12 protein-coding genes are annotated in these 14,897 nt (G+C 64.4%); 3 read left to right on the top strand and 9 right to left on the bottom strand.

Features of this window, described 5'->3' with window-relative positions:
• The first annotated feature begins 183 nt into the window (after positions 1-183).
• From ACXAF3_RS06955 to ACXAF3_RS06945, 3 genes are all read left to right on the top strand, one after another.
• The gene (locus tag ACXAF3_RS06955; RefSeq protein WP_475111568.1) at positions 184-630 is read left to right on the top strand and encodes a T6SS effector amidase Tae4 family protein; all 447 of its coding nucleotides are present in this window, start codon (positions 184-186) and stop codon (positions 628-630) included.
• Positions 627-1,070, top strand: a complete 444-nt coding sequence (locus ACXAF3_RS06950) for a hypothetical protein (RefSeq protein ID WP_475111567.1) — start codon at positions 627-629, stop codon at positions 1,068-1,070. Before ACXAF3_RS06955 ends, ACXAF3_RS06950 begins: the two co-directional genes overlap by 4 nt.
• Positions 1,071-1,448: 378 nt before the next feature.
• Entirely contained in the window at positions 1,449-3,107 is a 1,659-nt protein-coding gene (locus tag ACXAF3_RS06945) for an acyl-CoA dehydrogenase family protein (protein ID WP_475111566.1), read from the top strand.
• 63 nt (positions 3,108-3,170) lie between these two features.
• On the opposite strand, the gene ACXAF3_RS06940 is transcribed toward ACXAF3_RS06945, so the two are convergent.
• The 9 genes from ACXAF3_RS06940 to ACXAF3_RS06900 form a co-directional block, all read right to left on the bottom strand.
• Positions 3,171-5,213 carry an aminotransferase class I/II-fold pyridoxal phosphate-dependent enzyme gene (locus tag ACXAF3_RS06940; RefSeq protein ID WP_475111565.1) on the bottom strand — a complete coding sequence of 681 codons (2,043 nt, stop codon included), beginning with the start codon at positions 5,211-5,213 and terminating at the stop codon, positions 3,171-3,173.
• Between the two features lie 234 nt (positions 5,214-5,447).
• Complete coding sequence (locus ACXAF3_RS06935) at positions 5,448-5,852, bottom strand: NUDIX hydrolase (RefSeq protein WP_475111564.1); 405 nt, start codon at positions 5,850-5,852, stop codon at positions 5,448-5,450.
• Between the two features lie 47 nt (positions 5,853-5,899).
• Positions 5,900-7,003 carry a phospholipase A gene (locus ACXAF3_RS06930; RefSeq protein WP_475111563.1) on the bottom strand — a complete coding sequence of 368 codons (1,104 nt, stop codon included), beginning with the start codon at positions 7,001-7,003 and terminating at the stop codon, positions 5,900-5,902.
• A gap of 73 nt (positions 7,004-7,076) precedes the next feature.
• Entirely contained in the window at positions 7,077-8,018 is a 942-nt protein-coding gene (locus ACXAF3_RS06925; protein ID WP_475111562.1) for a phospholipase A, read from the bottom strand.
• A gap of 82 nt (positions 8,019-8,100) precedes the next feature.
• A complete protein-coding gene (locus ACXAF3_RS06920) occupies positions 8,101-8,826 on the bottom strand; it encodes a hypothetical protein (RefSeq protein WP_475111561.1) in 726 nt (241 codons plus the stop codon).
• Positions 8,827-9,040: 214 nt separating this feature from the next.
• The gene (locus ACXAF3_RS06915) at positions 9,041-10,351 is read right to left on the bottom strand and encodes a lysine N(6)-hydroxylase/L-ornithine N(5)-oxygenase family protein (RefSeq protein WP_475111560.1); all 1,311 of its coding nucleotides are present in this window, start codon (positions 10,349-10,351) and stop codon (positions 9,041-9,043) included.
• The gene (locus ACXAF3_RS06910) at positions 10,348-12,198 is read right to left on the bottom strand and encodes an IucA/IucC family protein (protein WP_475111559.1); all 1,851 of its coding nucleotides are present in this window, start codon (positions 12,196-12,198) and stop codon (positions 10,348-10,350) included. The genes ACXAF3_RS06915 and ACXAF3_RS06910 overlap by 4 nt, the downstream gene beginning before the upstream one ends.
• Positions 12,195-13,073: a GNAT family N-acetyltransferase gene (locus ACXAF3_RS06905; protein WP_475111558.1), complete on the bottom strand. Its 879-nt coding sequence runs from the start codon at positions 13,071-13,073 to the stop codon at positions 12,195-12,197. The genes ACXAF3_RS06910 and ACXAF3_RS06905 overlap by 4 nt, the downstream gene beginning before the upstream one ends.
• Positions 13,070-14,893, bottom strand: coding sequence for an IucA/IucC family protein (locus ACXAF3_RS06900; protein ID WP_475111557.1), 1,824 nt, complete (start codon positions 14,891-14,893; stop codon positions 13,070-13,072). Before ACXAF3_RS06900 ends, ACXAF3_RS06905 begins: the two co-directional genes overlap by 4 nt.
• Positions 14,894-14,897: the final 4 nt, after the last annotated feature.

Raw genomic sequence — 14,897 nt, 5'->3', positions numbered from 1 at the left:
CCCCCTGACGGATGGTCTCGTGGAGCGGGTCCAGGCCCTTTGACTCTGGTTGTGAAAGAACATGCAAGGTAGACTTGTTCATGGCGTACTCCTTTTGTTGGTTGTGATCGTGGTGGTGATCAACCAACAGGGTACGCCATCTTTTTAGCCTACTGCCATACACCAGAAATCAGCATAACTCAGATGGCGATAACGAATTTCCAAACACTGTGGGATAACCACCCCGGGCCGAACAGCTATCCCTGCGACGAAAGCGCCTTTAGAAACCAGTGCGCGATCAGAATGGGGGTGGCGCTGGAGGTGTCAGACTACGATACATCCTCATTCGATCTTCTGTATAAAAACCGGCGCTGCTGGTTTCACCGCAACTCTCCACACATCCTCGCCGCACATGAATTAGCCTCTTGGATGAAGGCGAACAAGCATATTTTTGGCAATCCAGTGATATTCCAAAGCACTAATATTGCCGAAAGATATGCAATTAAAGGGAAAAAAGGCATTGTATATATCAACAACGGCTGGGGCCCAACCGATCATATAGACCTTTGGAATGGGAAGAAGATGAAAGCGGGTTCCGTCAGTTATCTGGACCGGGGAAATCAATTATGGTTTTGGGAGGCAACAAGATGACAAACTATTTCAAGGCCTCTGCATTACTCCTGACACTTCCCGCAGCAGCATGCGGAACCACAGTGGAAGACGATCTGGCAATTGATAATGACGGGGATCACTGCGTGATCAAATATGCCGGAGAAACTGTCCAGACCAAACTGGCAACCCCGTGCCAGTTTGTCAAAGATCGGCATGGAAAAATTCGTTCCCACACCTATCACAACGCCAGAGCAACAGTTTTTATTATCATGGGCAGGCCCAGTGACTCCAATCCGGACTGTTCCGAACAGTCTCAGTGGTTTGTGCTAGGAGATGATTTATTGGTCCCGGATCATATCCGGGACATAGAAGTATGCTCCACCAGCGGCGGAGATGAAATCGCATATCGAGATGCATTTCACTATATCCCCAATGGGAAAGCGCTATTGGAATCAATTCCGGCGGGAGAGTACGACTGAAATCATTCATCAGCGCAGCTACATAGCCGGGCGATACCGCCGATGTCGCCCCGCCCATCCCGGTAGAATAGGCGCCGGGACACCCGCTGAGAGCAGCCAGGGGAAATGGCGTCACAGTATTCATTCCTTTTACGCCCCCTATGTTCGGTCACCAGCAATGTCCGGCCGGCACAGTGCGATAACGCTGTCACAACTGACCGCCATTCACAGCACGCCAAACTACCCCCCCCCCCCACGCCGCTGAACGACGCGGCAAATAAAGCCGTCACAAATGGACAAGACCCGCGACATCTATGCCACTAGGATGGTCGGCAGAACCGGCGCAGCGAACTAACCTTTCCACACCGGAGCCGCGTGAAGAAGCCAGAGACAAGATCTATGAATAAACCACCCTACCCGTCCGAATTGTCCAGCACCCACGAAGTCTTCAACCAGGTACCGCCGCTTACCGGCCACAACCTATACGCCGGCGATGCGGCGCTGCGCGAGGCGGTGGCCCGCAACGGCGGCCATTGGGCCGAGGATGACCTGCAGCGCTACGGCGAGGTCTGCGGCCGCCCGGAGATGATCCAGCGCGGTTTCGACGCCAATGAGTTCAAACCCATCTTCGAAAGTCACGACCGCACCGGCAACCGCATCGATCTGGTGCGCTACCACCCGGCCTACCACCAGCTGATGCAGTTGGCGCTGTCCGAGGGCCTGCACAGCAGCCCCTGGACGGATCCGAAACCCGGCGCCCATGTGGTGCGTGCCGCCAAGTACTACCTGCACAGCCAGTTGGAAGCGGGCCACGGCTGCCCGATTACCATGACCTTCGCCTCGGTGCCCTCCATTCGCCTCAATCCGAAACTGGCCGGGGAGTGGCTGCCGAAGGTCACCGCGCTCGGCTACGATGCGAGCAACCGCCCCTATACGCAGAAATCTGCCCTGACCATCGGTATGGGCATGACCGAAAAACAGGGCGGTTCCGATGTGCGTGCCAATACCAGCACCGCCACGCCGATCGGCGACGGCGCCTACGAGCTGGTGGGTCACAAGTGGTTTATGTCCGCACCCATGTGCGACGCCTTCCTGATGCTGGCGCAAACCGACGCCGGCCTGTCCTGCTTCCTGGTACCGCGCTGGCGCCCCGACGGCAGCAAGAATCCTATCCAGGTACAGCGCCTGAAAAACAAATCCGGCAATGTCTCCAACGCGTCTTCCGAGGTGGAGATGCGCGGCGCGCTGGGCTGGCTGATCGGCGAAGAGGGCCGCGGCGTCAACGCGATTATCGAGATGGTGTCCACCACCCGCTTCGACTGCATGATCGGCTCGTCTGCCGGCCAGCGCCAAGCGGTGCTGCAGGCCATCTACCACACATCAAACCGCAGCGCCTTCGGCAAGAAACTGGTCGAGCAGCCGCTGATGCGCAATGTGCTCGCCGACCTGCAGCTGGAAGTCGAGGGCTCGGTGGCCATGACCCTGCGCATGGCGCGGGCAATGGACTATCCCGACAGCGAGCACGAAAAACTGCTGATGCGCCTCGGCACCGCGGTGGGCAAATACTGGATCTGCAAACGCACCCCGCACCACACCTACGAGGCGATGGAATGCCTGGGCGGCAACGGCGTGATCGAGAATTTCATCACCGCGCGCCTGTACCGCGACGCGCCCATCAATGCGATCTGGGAGGGCTCCGGCAATATCCAGGCGCTGGACGTGCTGCGCGCCATCGCCAAGACACCGGCGGTGCTCACCCACTGGTTCGACGAGCTGAAAGACAGCACCGGTGCCGATCCACGCCTGGACAGCGCCGTCGAACAGCTGAAAAACCAGCTGGCGGATATGGATCAGGTGGAGTACCGCGCGCGCCATCTGGTGGACCAGATGGCGCTGGTGATGCAGGCGCACCTGCTGGTACAGGGCAACAACAGCGCGGTGGCGGAGGCCTTTATCGCCTCGCGCCTCGGGGCCCGGGGCGCGCACAATACCGGCTGTCTGCCGACCGGGCTCGGTATAGACACGCTGATCGAGCGGGGCGATCCGCTGGCCGTCTAGGGCCTGCGGCTCCGCGCAACAAAAACCCCGGCGCGGGCCGGGGTTTACAGTCACCGGGCGGAGTTATTTCGCCGCGGCCTTCCTGCCCGCCGGCTTCCTGCCGCTCTCCTTGACCACGCGCAGCATCGGCTCGTCGGAGCGGAAGATCAGGCCGTGGATCTCGGTGGTGTTCTGCCCCTGCAGCAGCTGCTGCAGAAACTGCACTATCTGCGCGGAGATCTCCTGCCCCGGCACCAGCACCGGGATGCCCGGCGGATAGGGCACTATCTCGTCGGCGCAGGTGCGGCCAACCAGCTTTTCGGTCGCGGCCACACCGTTGTCCATCAGCGGCAGCTCCTCGGTCTCGGCGAAGTAGGCGTCCGCCGGCAGGCAGTTGAAGTGGGTGAATTCCGGCAGCCGCCGCGAGCTGGCCGCGTGGGTGCGCTTGCGCGGGTTGCGGGCCAGCTGCTTGAGGGCGTGGATCAGACGCAGCAGCTTGCTCTCGGTGCTGCCCAGGGTCACCAGCACGGTCACCGTGTTGTAGGTGGTCTTCTCCACCTGGATGCCGTACTGGTCGAACAGCTTGATCTGCATCTCCTTGCCGGAGTAGCCGCTGGCGGAGATGTCGATGGTGACCTTGGTCGGGTCCAGGCGGATATTGTCGTTGGCGAGCGGTTCGGCGATCAGGTCGTCGCGGGTCAGCGCGCGGAAGACGCCGGTCTCGTCCACGGCGCGGCGCAGTGTCTCCACCATCTGCAGGCACTGCTTCAGGCGGCCGTGGCCCTCCATCGCCATCTGTTTGCGCGCCACGTCCAGGCTCGCAATCATCGCGTACTGGGGGCTGGTGGAGGCGTGCATGTTCAGGTTTTCGCGGAAGCGGTGGTCGTCGAAATCCGGGTCCTGCACGTGGATCATGCTCGCCTGGGAGAAGGCGGACAGCATCTTGTGGGTGCTCTGGGTCACATAGTCGGCGCCGCACTCGAGCGCGGTCGGGCGCAGCTCCGGGTGGAAGTAGCCGTGGGCGTACCAGGCCTCGTCCACCAGCACCTTGACGCCGCGCTCGTGGGCGTAGTCGATGATCGGCTTCAGGTCGTAGCGCAGGCCGTCGTAGGTGCAGGAGGTGATCACCAGCAGGCGCGCGTCGCCGTGCTCGTCCAGGGCCGCCTCGATATCGGCGCGCTTGACCGGACCGTAGATGCCGAACTCCGGGTGCAGCACCGACTTCAGGTACACCGGCTCGCAGCGGTTCATCACGATCGCGTGGTGCACCGACTTGTGGCAGGCCTGGTCGACGATGATCTTGCCGCCGCCGCCGAGGATCTGCTGGATCACCACCTTGTTGGCGGTGGAGGTGCCGTTGGTCAGGAAAAAGCTGTGGCGCGCGCCGAAGGCCTGGGCCGCCAGGTCCTGGGCCTCCTGGATCACGGAGTGGGGTTCGAGCAGGCTGTCGAGTACCTGCACCGAGACCGACAGGTCGGTGTTGAATACATGCTCGCCCATAAAGCGGTAGAAGTCCCCGACCCAGGGGCTGTTGCGCAGGCTGTCGCCGCCGGAGTGGCCCGGGGTGTGCCAGGCGTCGCGGGCGGAGAACACATAGTCCTTCAGGGTATCGGCGAAGGGGGTCGAGGCGCGGCGGGCGATAAACGCCTGCACCAGGCGGAACATATGGTTGAAGTTGCCCTCGCGGCGGTCGAACAGCTCGTCGAAACGCTGGCGCAGCGTCGCCAGCGACTGCGGGCTGGGGGACTGGGGCTCGGTGCCGGCGCCGGCGAAGGCCCCGTGTGCGACCAGGAAGATATTCAGCTGCGAGCGCAGGCCGTGCACCAAATCCGCGATTTCGTCCGCGGCCGCCAGGCCCTGGGCGTCGGCGCCGCCGTCGACGATCAGCGCCTGCAGGCTGTCCTCTTCCCGCACCAGGCGTTCGACACCGGCGGGCGTGACCGCCTCGAAACGCAGGCCGTAGGGATTTTCGTGTTGTGCGGCGGTGGCGTTCAGCGCGTTGACCCACTCGCCGGCGAGTGCGCGGTCGGCGCTGACCAGGGCCACACGGCACTCCAGCGGCGGCGCGCTCTCACTCAGGTTGCCCAGATCAGGCATCTTCAGTTCCAAACCCATAGTCTTATCCATCAGCATAGCCCGAAAGATCCCACGGGCTGCTGTCTCGTCCTATTAACTTTTTGATTTTATTTGCTTTTTCGTTCCACCCCAGCCTGCGCGGCAGCGCCGGGGAAAAGTGACTCACAAGCCAGGCGGCAAAGTCTAAAGGAGGCGGCGGGGGAATTCCGCGAGACGGAGGGATTTAGCGTTATTTGCCAAAAGGCAGCACGAACACAAGATCCAATGCCAACAAAGGTCGGGAAGTTAGAACTTTGCGCTGCGGACCCGCCCGTCGAATTCGAGGCAGTCCCTGACCCGCTGCAGCTGCACCGGGGACAGCCGCTCCAGCGGAAAATAGGCCATTTCCGAGTGCTCGTCGGACAGGGTGATCGGCGCCGAATCGGCGAAGTGCGCGCGGAAGATGAACACGTGCGAGCCGTAGGCGCGGTGGTAGTAGATACCGCTCAGGTAGTCTATGCCGACCTCGCGCCCGAGCTCCTCGCGGCACTCGCGCAGCAGCGCCTCGTGGACTGTCTCGCCCGGGTCCAGGGCGCCGCCGGGCAGGCCCCAGCTCCGCTCCGCATAGGTGGCGCGCAGCTGCAGCACCTCGCCCCGGTCGTTGGTGATAACGGCGTGGGCGCTGAGGCGGTAGGTGTCTTCAAATCCCATAAGTCAGTTCGCTGGACGCGCTGCGCTTGTCCGCATTTGTCATTGCATCAGAATCCCTGCGCCAGTTCGAAGCCGAAACCCAGCGTCTGTACCGACTCATCGTAGTCGATCAGGCTCTCGCCGTAGCCGTTGAAATACTTCACATAGCCGCGCACCCGCTTGCCGAGCGGGAAGCCCCAGGCGATCTCCACCGCGCCGTGATTGTCCGAGCGCAGATTGTTGCGCAACATCAGCGATACGCTGTGGCCGCCCTCGCGGTAGCGGCCGTGCAGTTCGAAATGGCCGAGGAAGTGCTCGATATCCGGGTTGTCATCGTCGTCGCGCTTTTCCGGAATCCGGTACCAGGGCTTGAAGCCGATGGAATAGCTGCCCCGCTCGAACACCAGGGTGGCGTAGATGCGGTTCCAGCTGCGCGACAGCGGCTCGCTGCGGCCGTTCGACTGGTGGTTGAGCGCCAGTTGGTTGGCCACGTTCTGCCAGCCGAACAGACTCCAGTCGTTGAGCCAGGTCATGATCAGCTCCGGCTCGTGGTTGGTCTCGCGGAAGGGCGACGAGTCGTCGGAATTGTAGGCCTGCCAGAAGCTGCGGTTGGTGTAGGCGACACTCATAAAGGACGCCTTGCCGAGAAAGCCGCGCCACACCGGCACCTGCACGGAAAGCTGGAACTGCACTTCCACATTGTCCAGATCCACCGGCTCGCCGTCGCTGTTGAAATCCTCCAGGCCGGCCTTGTTCGGCGACGGGTTGTAGACCACCGGCAGCAGGTAGTTGGTCTTGTGGGAGGCGAGGGTGAAAGGGTTGTTGGCCGCGTCGCGGATGGCCTGGGCGCGCTCGCTCACCCGCGGCTCATCGACCGGCAGCTGCTCCTGCGGCGGCTCCGACACGGTGCCGAACAGCGGGCGCTCCTCCCGCTGCATCGGGTCGCCGTACACCTGTGCGGCACAGAAGCGGCGTATCTCTTCCAGGGTGATACTGGCCGGAGCCACCAGCAGCTGTTCGCGCAGGCAGGACTCCTCGCGCTGTTCCGGGGTGGTGGCGATGGCCTCCTCGACCACCGCCTGCACAGAATCCGCTGCCGCCCGCAGCTCCTCCCGTAACGCCAAATCGGCCGCATCGGCGGCACTGGTAGCGTGAGCGAGTGTTCCAAGCACCAAAAACAACGTGCGATGCAGCAAAATTCCATCTCCGTGAAAAACGCTGATTAAACCAGAATTTTTCCACGGTCTAAAACCCTTCCGCCAGCTCTATACCGAGCCCCAGGGACTCCTGGGCGCGGTCGTAGTTCGCGAGCCCCTCGCCATAGCCGTTGAAGTAGCGCACGAATCCCCGCAGTCGCGGTCCCACCGGAAAGTTCCAGCGCAACTCCACCGCGCCGCGGTTGTCGGATCTCAGGTTGTTGCGCACCAGTATCGAGGCGCCGTAGCTGTCGCCGCGATAGCCTCCGCTCAACTCGAAATTCCCCAAAAAGAAATCGATATCCGGGTTGTCATCCCCAATCCTGTCCTCCGGGATGCGGTACCAGGGCCGGAACGCGAGAAAATAGGCATCCCGCTCGAAAATGAATTTGGCATAGACGCGATTCCAACCCCGGGACTGGTCGCCATCGCGACCATTGGACTGGTGACTGAACGCCAGCTGCGAGGCCACGCACTCGAGTCCGAAGAGCCGCCAGTCACTCAGCCAGGTCAGAATAAGCTCCGGTTCGTGCACCGTCTCCCGCAGCGGTGCGGAGGGGGTGTACGCCTGCCAGAAACTGCGATTGGTATATGCGGCGCTGACAAAGGAGGACGGCCCCAGAACACCGCTCCAGAGCGGCACCTGTACCGAAAGCTGAAATTCGATTTCCAGGGATTTGAAATCCCTGCCCTCGCCGCCGTCATAGCCGGGATTGTCACTGGTACCGCTGTAGGCGGCGGGCAACAGATAGCTGGACTTGTGCGAAGCGAGGGAAAAGCGGTTGCTGGCCGCATCCTGCACCGCCTGCACACGCTCGCTGGGCCGGGAGCCGCGCGCGACCGGTACCTGGACCAGGTCATCTGCCGCCGGATTTTCGCCGGGACTGATCTGCTCCGCCGCCGGGAGCGGCGCTTCGGCAACCGCCAGCCCCGGCAGGCACAGCAGCGACACCAGCCAGGCAAAACTTCCCTGTCGACGGGTGGCGTACACGGTGGCAGCTCCTTGCCATTGATCCACTATTAACCCGGCAACCAAAGAGGTGATCCTTCACCGATTGGATTGCCGCCCCGAATCAGGCGTTGATACCCGCCAGCTGCGGCGACCACTCCAGGTCGCGCAGCCGCACCTGCCACAGGCGGCCGGTGCTGGAGGGCCAGTCGTAGCCCACCAACAGGCCGCGCCTGTCCACATAGCAGTGGGCATCCCGCTCGGCCTCGTCGCCCTGGTAGATGAAAGCGCTGATATCGGGCCCCAGCTCCTGGGTCCTCTGGGTGGCGGCGTCGCCGGCCATGGGCCTGGCGCTGCGGTGGCTGACCCTCGGCGCCAGCAGCTTGCCCCGCTGGGAGGGATCGACGATATCCGGAGTGACCACTTCCAGACCCTCCCGGAACTGCTCCAGCTTCAGCAGCAGCGGCCCCATGAAGATGCGCATCAGCGGGAACAGCAGGCGGCCCCGCCCTTCGACCAGCGTGCGCTGCGGGCCGTTGGGTCCGCTCCAGTTTGCCTCAATGGTGTCGCCCAGCTGCGGCGCCGCGCCCTCGGCGCTGCACAGGCGGTAGTGGGCGCTGACCTCGTCCACCTCGTCGCGCCAGTGGATCCGGCACTCGCTGACCAGGCCCGCGCACAGGAAGGCGCTCACCTCGATACCGAAGCCGCGCTCGCCCACCAGGCGCTGGCTGACCAGGGTGCGGCGCCCCTCGTCATCCTCGCCCAGCTGCCAGCGGTCCTGGACCGGCATCTCGCGGCCGTCGCAGCTGTACTGATAGCGTCCCTGCGCCAGTGTTGAGTTCAATCGCATTGCAGACTTCCTCCCTGTTCACTGCGCGCACCAACTTGATGCATTGCCCGATACATTTCCCGATGTATCGACAGCTGGTACGTAACACCGAACTCGCTTGCTGCAAAAAGTATTGCACAGGGCGGCGCACTGCGCCGGGCCGAATCGCCGCTGGGGAGTGGAAAGTTACGCTATATCCCCGCCGGGCACCGGCCCCTCAATACCGGTCACCAATTCAGGCCACCGCGACCCCAAGTGCCGGTGCCGTTTCCCATTGCATGACACCGGCTGCCTGGCGGGTATCGTAGAGCTCGCGCCCGAGCAGATCGTTAACCACCTGCGCGGCGCGCCAGGCCGACAGGCTCAATTGCGGCTCCGCGATGCCGTGGCTGTAACGGCCGGCGCCGAGAAAATACAAACGGCGCCCCGCGGCCCCCGGCAGTTGCGCTGCGAAGGCGTCGTCCAGCAGCAGCCGCCCGTCGGAATCCCGCGGCAGGCGCTCCCGCAGCGGCGCCAGGCACGGGGGCAGCGCCTCGCGCAAACCGGTGCACAGGATGACCAGGTCCGCGCGCCGGGATTCCGTTTCCCCGCGCCGGTCCGGGAAGCGGTTTTGCAGAAGCAGCTCATAACTGCTGAGCCGGCTCAGGCCGCACAGTTCGCGGTTCGGCAGCAGCGTCACGCGCTCGCGCTCCCGGTCCAGGTGCACCAGCTGGTAGAGACGCCGGTACAGCGCCTTGAGGGTATGCGGGGAAATGCCGTCGGAAGCGAGCTTCTGCTCCGCGACAATTTCCTCGCGGCGCCGCTGCGGCAGCCGGCGGAAGGCATCCACATAGGCCGGCGTAAACCAGTCGTTGGTGAAGGGGGTCTCGTCGAGGGGTAAAAAATTACTGCGGCGCGAAACCCAGATCACCTGCTGCGGCCGCCCCCAGTGTTCGTCCAGCAGGTTCAGCACCACCTCTGCACCTGTCTGGCCGCCGCCGATCACCGCCACTTTCCTTCCGCTCAGATCCGGGTTGCGCAGGGCAATCTCCAGCGCGTGGAAACAGTGCTCCGACAACAACGGTCGGCAGCAGTCGGGCACATGGGGCTTTTTGCCCGCCGCCACGCACAGGTTCCTGGCCCGCACCCGCTCCCCGCCGCCGGCCCTTTGGACTTCGAGTTCGAAATAGTCGCCGCGCTCCTGAACGCTCCGCACCCGGCTGCCCATCTGCACAGAGTCCAGCTGCGCCGCCACCCAGGCCAGGTAGTCGGCGAACTCGCGGCGGCTGATCGCCGGCTGCTCGGCGTGCAGGAAATCGTAGAAGCGCCGTTTGGCCACCAGATAGGCGAGAAAGCTGTACGGATTGGTCGGGTCCACCGGTGTGACCAGGTCTTTTAAATAGGAGGTCTGCAGTGCGGCGCCCGGCAGCATCAGGCCCGGGTGCCAGGAGTAGGCCGTTTTGGCCTCGAAGAAGCGGCAGTTTGTCGATTGCCCTCGCAGCAGAGCGGCAACGGCGAGATTAAACGGGCCGGCGCCTATGCCGGCCAGATCCAGTGGAGCTGTCATGATATGACCTCGAATCGGGAGTCGGTTGTCGATCGGGAATTGCTGGATTGGTTCCGCGCTTCCGCCTGTGCGAGTTCCCGCTCGGCCAACCAGAGTGGATTCTGCAGCTCGCCGCCGACGATGGGCAGCGGGCGCTCGGCGCGATCCTCATAGCCCTGGCGCAGGCGCACGCGGTTGATACACACCCGCTCCACGCCCCGGCGGAAAATGTCGAAGCGTTTGAAACGCGCGGCCAGCTGCGGCCACTGCCGCCGCGCGTCCGCTTGGTAGGCGCGCAGTACCCGGGCCAGCACGCCGTAGAAACGCAGCTCGTCGAGCCCGGTTTCCCGTTGCAGCTGCGCGGACAGGTAGCGCAACACGGTGACGAAATGCCCGGTAAACAGGTCGTGAAGAATATGCTCTGGCGGCAACCGGGCGATGGCCCCGGCGGCGGACTGCGGCAGGTCGGCGCGCTCGGGGAAATCCCCTTCCGCCAGGCGCAGGTCACCCTGGAAATCTTTCAGCAGCAGGCGCCCGACGACGGCGCCGCGCAGCACCAGCGTCAGGTTCTGCCCGTGGGCCACCAGGCCCACCCCGTAACGGCACATCAGTTGGTAGAGGGGCACCACCGTGGCTTCGAACAAATACCGCAGCCAGGCCTCCGCCTCCAGGCCGGACGCTTCGATCAGCGCGCCGGCCACCGAGCGGCCGTCGCCGTCGGTCTGCAGCAGCGCCGCCATCAGCAGGTGGCGCTCGCCCGCGGCGCAGTGGACGGCCGGACTCTGCCGCCAGGTGACGCCGAGCATTTCCCGGTAGCGGTAGGGGGTGCCGGCGATTTGCTCGTGGTGCCGGTGCGGCACATGTACGCCGGCCAGTTCCTGCAATACGCCGGTGCCGCGCGCACGCAGTAGCGGATCCGTTTCGCACAGCCGCTGCATCCACGCGGAGACTGCCGGGCCGCAGCGCATATACCGGCCGGGAATGCCGCGATAGCAGGAGGTGTTCAACACCGTCAGCGGCAGTTTGATATGCAGCGCGTGCGGGCGCTTGAGATTGGACAGGGTGCGCAGGGACACCTGCGGCAGGTATCGATCGCCGAACTCGCCGAGGCACACGATCCACCCGCACAGGATTTCCCCCGCGTAGTGGTGGCGGATATGCCGCTGCCATTGCCAGGGGTGCACCGGCAGCGGCAGAAAGTCATCCAGGTTGACGCCGCGCCGCCGGCAGGTTTTTTCAAACCGCGCCAGCTCCGCTTCATCCAGACTCTGCGCGAGCAGCCGCGACCAGCACCAGCCGTCGCCCCGGCCGCAGACGGCCGCCTCCCGCGCCACCGCCAGCCACAACAGCCGCACGCCGCGAGCGGATTCGGTGCCGAAACTGGCGAACTCCGCCGCGCCCCAGCCGATGCGCCCCTTGTTCAGCATCGCCTTCGGATGGCCGTCGAGCAGACACTGCAGCTGCTCATCGGGCAATTGTGCCAGCGCCCGGGCGTCCAGCCCGCGCCTCTTTTCGAGCAGCGCCATATCCGCCGCCAGGGTATTGGCGAGCTCGTGCAGCAGGTTGCCGAGGGTGCACGAATCCAGTTCGAGATCCGCGGCCGCGTCGATAAAAAACTGGGCCGCGTCGTCCGCCCGCCGACCCGGGCCGGACGCCTCGCGCCGAATGGTTTCCGGATCTATATGCAGCCAGTCCCAGATGGTGAGGCACGCGCGGAACTGATAGCGCACGCCGCTTTGCAGGGAGACACGGAAGTCCTGTGCGGACTGCGGATGTGCGCGCAGCGCCTGCTCATAGCAGAGTTCCGCCAGGGACTTCGCAATCAGCGCGCGGTTGGCGCGGCACCAGTCGTCGTATTTCCGCTTCACAACACCCCCCCCATACCGCGGAAAAACGCCTCCCGCTCACACATCACCAGCGCGGCGCGTTTGTGCGGGAAGTCGAACTCCTTGACCTTGCGCCAGCCGGGCGTGCGCCGGATGTATTTGAGGATCGCCGCATTGTCGGCGCGGGGCTCACCGACCAGGCGCCGGGTGCGGCTGTCGTCGAGCCACATAAAATGACAGATACAGGTCAGCCAGGCGTCGCCGAAGCGGCGGCCGAGAAAGGCCTCCTCCCCGACCAGCAGATGCATGCCGCGGTCGAAAGGATCCGCGTCATAGTGGGGCCCGAGCCGGTCTTCCAAGGCCCAGTAGAGTTCGAAATAGGCAAAGGGCCTGTCGTCGAAGCAGGCGATCAGCGGATCCTTGTGCGGATCGGCGAGCACCGCCTCGATATAGCGGCGCTGCTTGTCGCTATCGCCCTGCTCTTCCCAGAATTCCGCCACCCGCGGCCGGTTCATCCAGGCGGTAAAGCGCTGCAGATCCTGCGCCGGATCCAGGCGGCGCAGGCTGAAGTCCATGCCCAGGGAAAAGATGCGGCGCCGGTAGACCTCCCCCGCCGGCACGCGCGGGCGCAGCGGATGGCGCGGGCCGCGCTCCGCCTGCACCCAGCGCAGTGGAAAGCGGCCGGCGTTGCCGCCGCAATACCAGGGGTCCGTGCGCTGGTAGAAGTCGGCGCGGTACAGTTGCGAATCGTCGGGGAAAATTATTTTTTGCAGCGACGGATTCAGTTGGAACAGCCGGTCCAGCTGGAGATCTTCCGGTCGGCCAGAACGGATGCGGGCGCAATCGCGCTCCGGCAAAAACTCGAATTGCAGACGGTGGTCGGCTTCCGCGTCGGCCGGAATTGCAAGGCTGGTCATTGTCGTCTCCCCATAGCCCGCAGCGGGTTTGGCATCTTGTGATAGATCGACAGCGGGTCGTCGCTGGTGGTCTCGTTCATGCCGATGACCGCGCAGTGGAAATTGCCCTTGGCCCAGAGCACTTCCGACTGCAGCAGGTATTGCAGGCAGCTGCGGTCGCGGCGTGGACCGTCGTGCAGCTGCTGCAGCCGCTCGCGCAGCTGTTGCAGCAGTGCGCTCTCCAGCACTCCGGCGGCGCCGAGGGCGCCGATCAGACCGAAACAGCTGTTGACGATCAGGTAGTAGGCAAACAGCCGGTTGGCCATTTCCTCCCCGATTACGTTGTCGCCGTGCGCGGCCAGGTCCGGCAGATAGGGTTTCAGCAGCGACTCGCCGAGGCGGCTGTAACCGCTGCCCTGGCAATCGCGAAAATAACCGGCCGCGGGCATCTCGCCGTCGAAGGCAATAATCAGGTTCTGCTGGTGGGCGCCGAACAACAGGCCGTAGTCGGCCTGGGCAATCAGCAGCGGTTCTATGACCGCGTCGAGGAAGCGGGAGAACCACTGCCTGGCAGCGGCGTCGGTGGCGATATTCATTCTCCGCGCGAAGCGGGCGATCAGCTGCGCCGCCCTGCAGGGCTCCCCCTGCGGATGGTCCTGGGTCAGTGTCGCGAGCAGGCAGGTGTTTTCCGCCGCGCGCCCGAGAAAGGGGTTTTCCCGGAACATGACCAGGCTCTCGGTAATCTGTTCACCGGCGCTGTCGGTCAACAGCAGGTAGGCGGGCTCCGCCAGTACGCGGAATTGCGGGTAGCGCCCGGCGAACTCCCTGCCCGGCGGCGTGTTGCGCACCCCCGACACCTCCAGGCCCCGGGCCATCTCTTTGGGCAGCAGCGTGCGCAGCGAATTGGTCAGTCGCAGGCTGAGGGAAAACTTCAGCATATAGGGGCTGTGTGCGGCGTAGACGGTGCGCAGCGACGAGGAGGCCCGCCACAGGCCGCCGCTCTCGCCCAACTCGACGATATCCCCGAGCCGCAGCAGCTCCGCCACCCGCGCATCGCCGCGCAGGCGCTGCCACTGCCAGGGGTGCGCCGGCACCGGCACGAAGCCCCGCGGCAGCTCGCCCGCGACGCACTCGCTGCTCCACAGCAGGCGCGCGAACTCCCACGCCATCATTTCGCAGCCACTGGCGCCGTGCAGCCGCTGCGGCGCGACCGCCAGCCACATCAGCTCGAAGGCGTTGCCGAACTCCGGGGCGTAGCGCAGTGCCTCCTTATCGGTCAACGGCTCGCGACTCTTCGGCGTCGGATGCATCGCGTGGCCGCACAAGAGCGCCTGTTCGGCGCGGACGAAATCCAGCGGCTCGCCGAACAGAGCCCCGCAATCGCCGAGGCGGGCGCGCAGCGCCAGGGCCATATTGCGGACGCTGGCTTCCGTGCGCGCGGCAAACTGGCGGCGCTGCGCGGCCTGCGCCTGCGGGAAAAATCCCGACTCCTCCGCCACCAGGCGCGCAGCCTCGGCAAACTCTATCGCCCGCGTGCGGCCGTCGCCGCCCTGCTCGACGATCGGCAACCCGAACTGGTGCCGCCCGCACAGGCTGCGGTAGCGCACCGGCAACCACAGGGCCGCGCCCCGCTCCGGCAGCGCGATGCGCAGCGCCGGCGCTCCGACCCCCTCGGGAGTCGGCGCATCCGCCGCCTGCAACCACTCGCCGGCGCCGGTCTCGCGCAACAGCGCGTTGAAGAAACAGTTGGCCGATAGTCGCTCGGCCGCCTTCGCCACACCGCCGCCGGTATCGGCGGCGGGAGAGTCACTGGCGGATATAGTTTCGGGCAGTGCGTCCATGAAA

The organism is Microbulbifer sp. ABF4_143 (assembly GCF_056160225.1).
This window is presented reverse-complemented; position numbering and strand designations above follow the sequence as displayed.

What these genes read in the sequence shown, in the direction of transcription:
- ACXAF3_RS06935 (WP_475111564.1), bottom strand. Translation starts at nt 5,852, where the DNA reads ATGGGATTTGAAGACACCTACCGCCTCAGCGCCCACGCCGTTATCACC.
- ACXAF3_RS06905 (WP_475111558.1), bottom strand. Translation starts at nt 13,073, where the DNA reads ATGACCAGCCTTGCAATTCCGGCCGACGCGGAAGCCGACCACCGTCTG.
- ACXAF3_RS06920 (WP_475111561.1), bottom strand. Translation starts at nt 8,826, where the DNA reads ATGCGATTGAACTCAACACTGGCGCAGGGACGCTATCAGTACAGCTGC.
- ACXAF3_RS06955 (WP_475111568.1), top strand. Translation starts at nt 184, where the DNA reads ATGGCGATAACGAATTTCCAAACACTGTGGGATAACCACCCCGGGCCG.
- ACXAF3_RS06900 (WP_475111557.1), bottom strand. Translation starts at nt 14,893, where the DNA reads ATGGACGCACTGCCCGAAACTATATCCGCCAGTGACTCTCCCGCCGCC.
- ACXAF3_RS06945 (WP_475111566.1), top strand. Translation starts at nt 1,449, where the DNA reads ATGAATAAACCACCCTACCCGTCCGAATTGTCCAGCACCCACGAAGTC.
- ACXAF3_RS06950 (WP_475111567.1), top strand. Translation starts at nt 627, where the DNA reads ATGACAAACTATTTCAAGGCCTCTGCATTACTCCTGACACTTCCCGCA.
- ACXAF3_RS06940 (WP_475111565.1), bottom strand. Translation starts at nt 5,213, where the DNA reads ATGGATAAGACTATGGGTTTGGAACTGAAGATGCCTGATCTGGGCAAC.
- ACXAF3_RS06915 (WP_475111560.1), bottom strand. Translation starts at nt 10,351, where the DNA reads ATGACAGCTCCACTGGATCTGGCCGGCATAGGCGCCGGCCCGTTTAAT.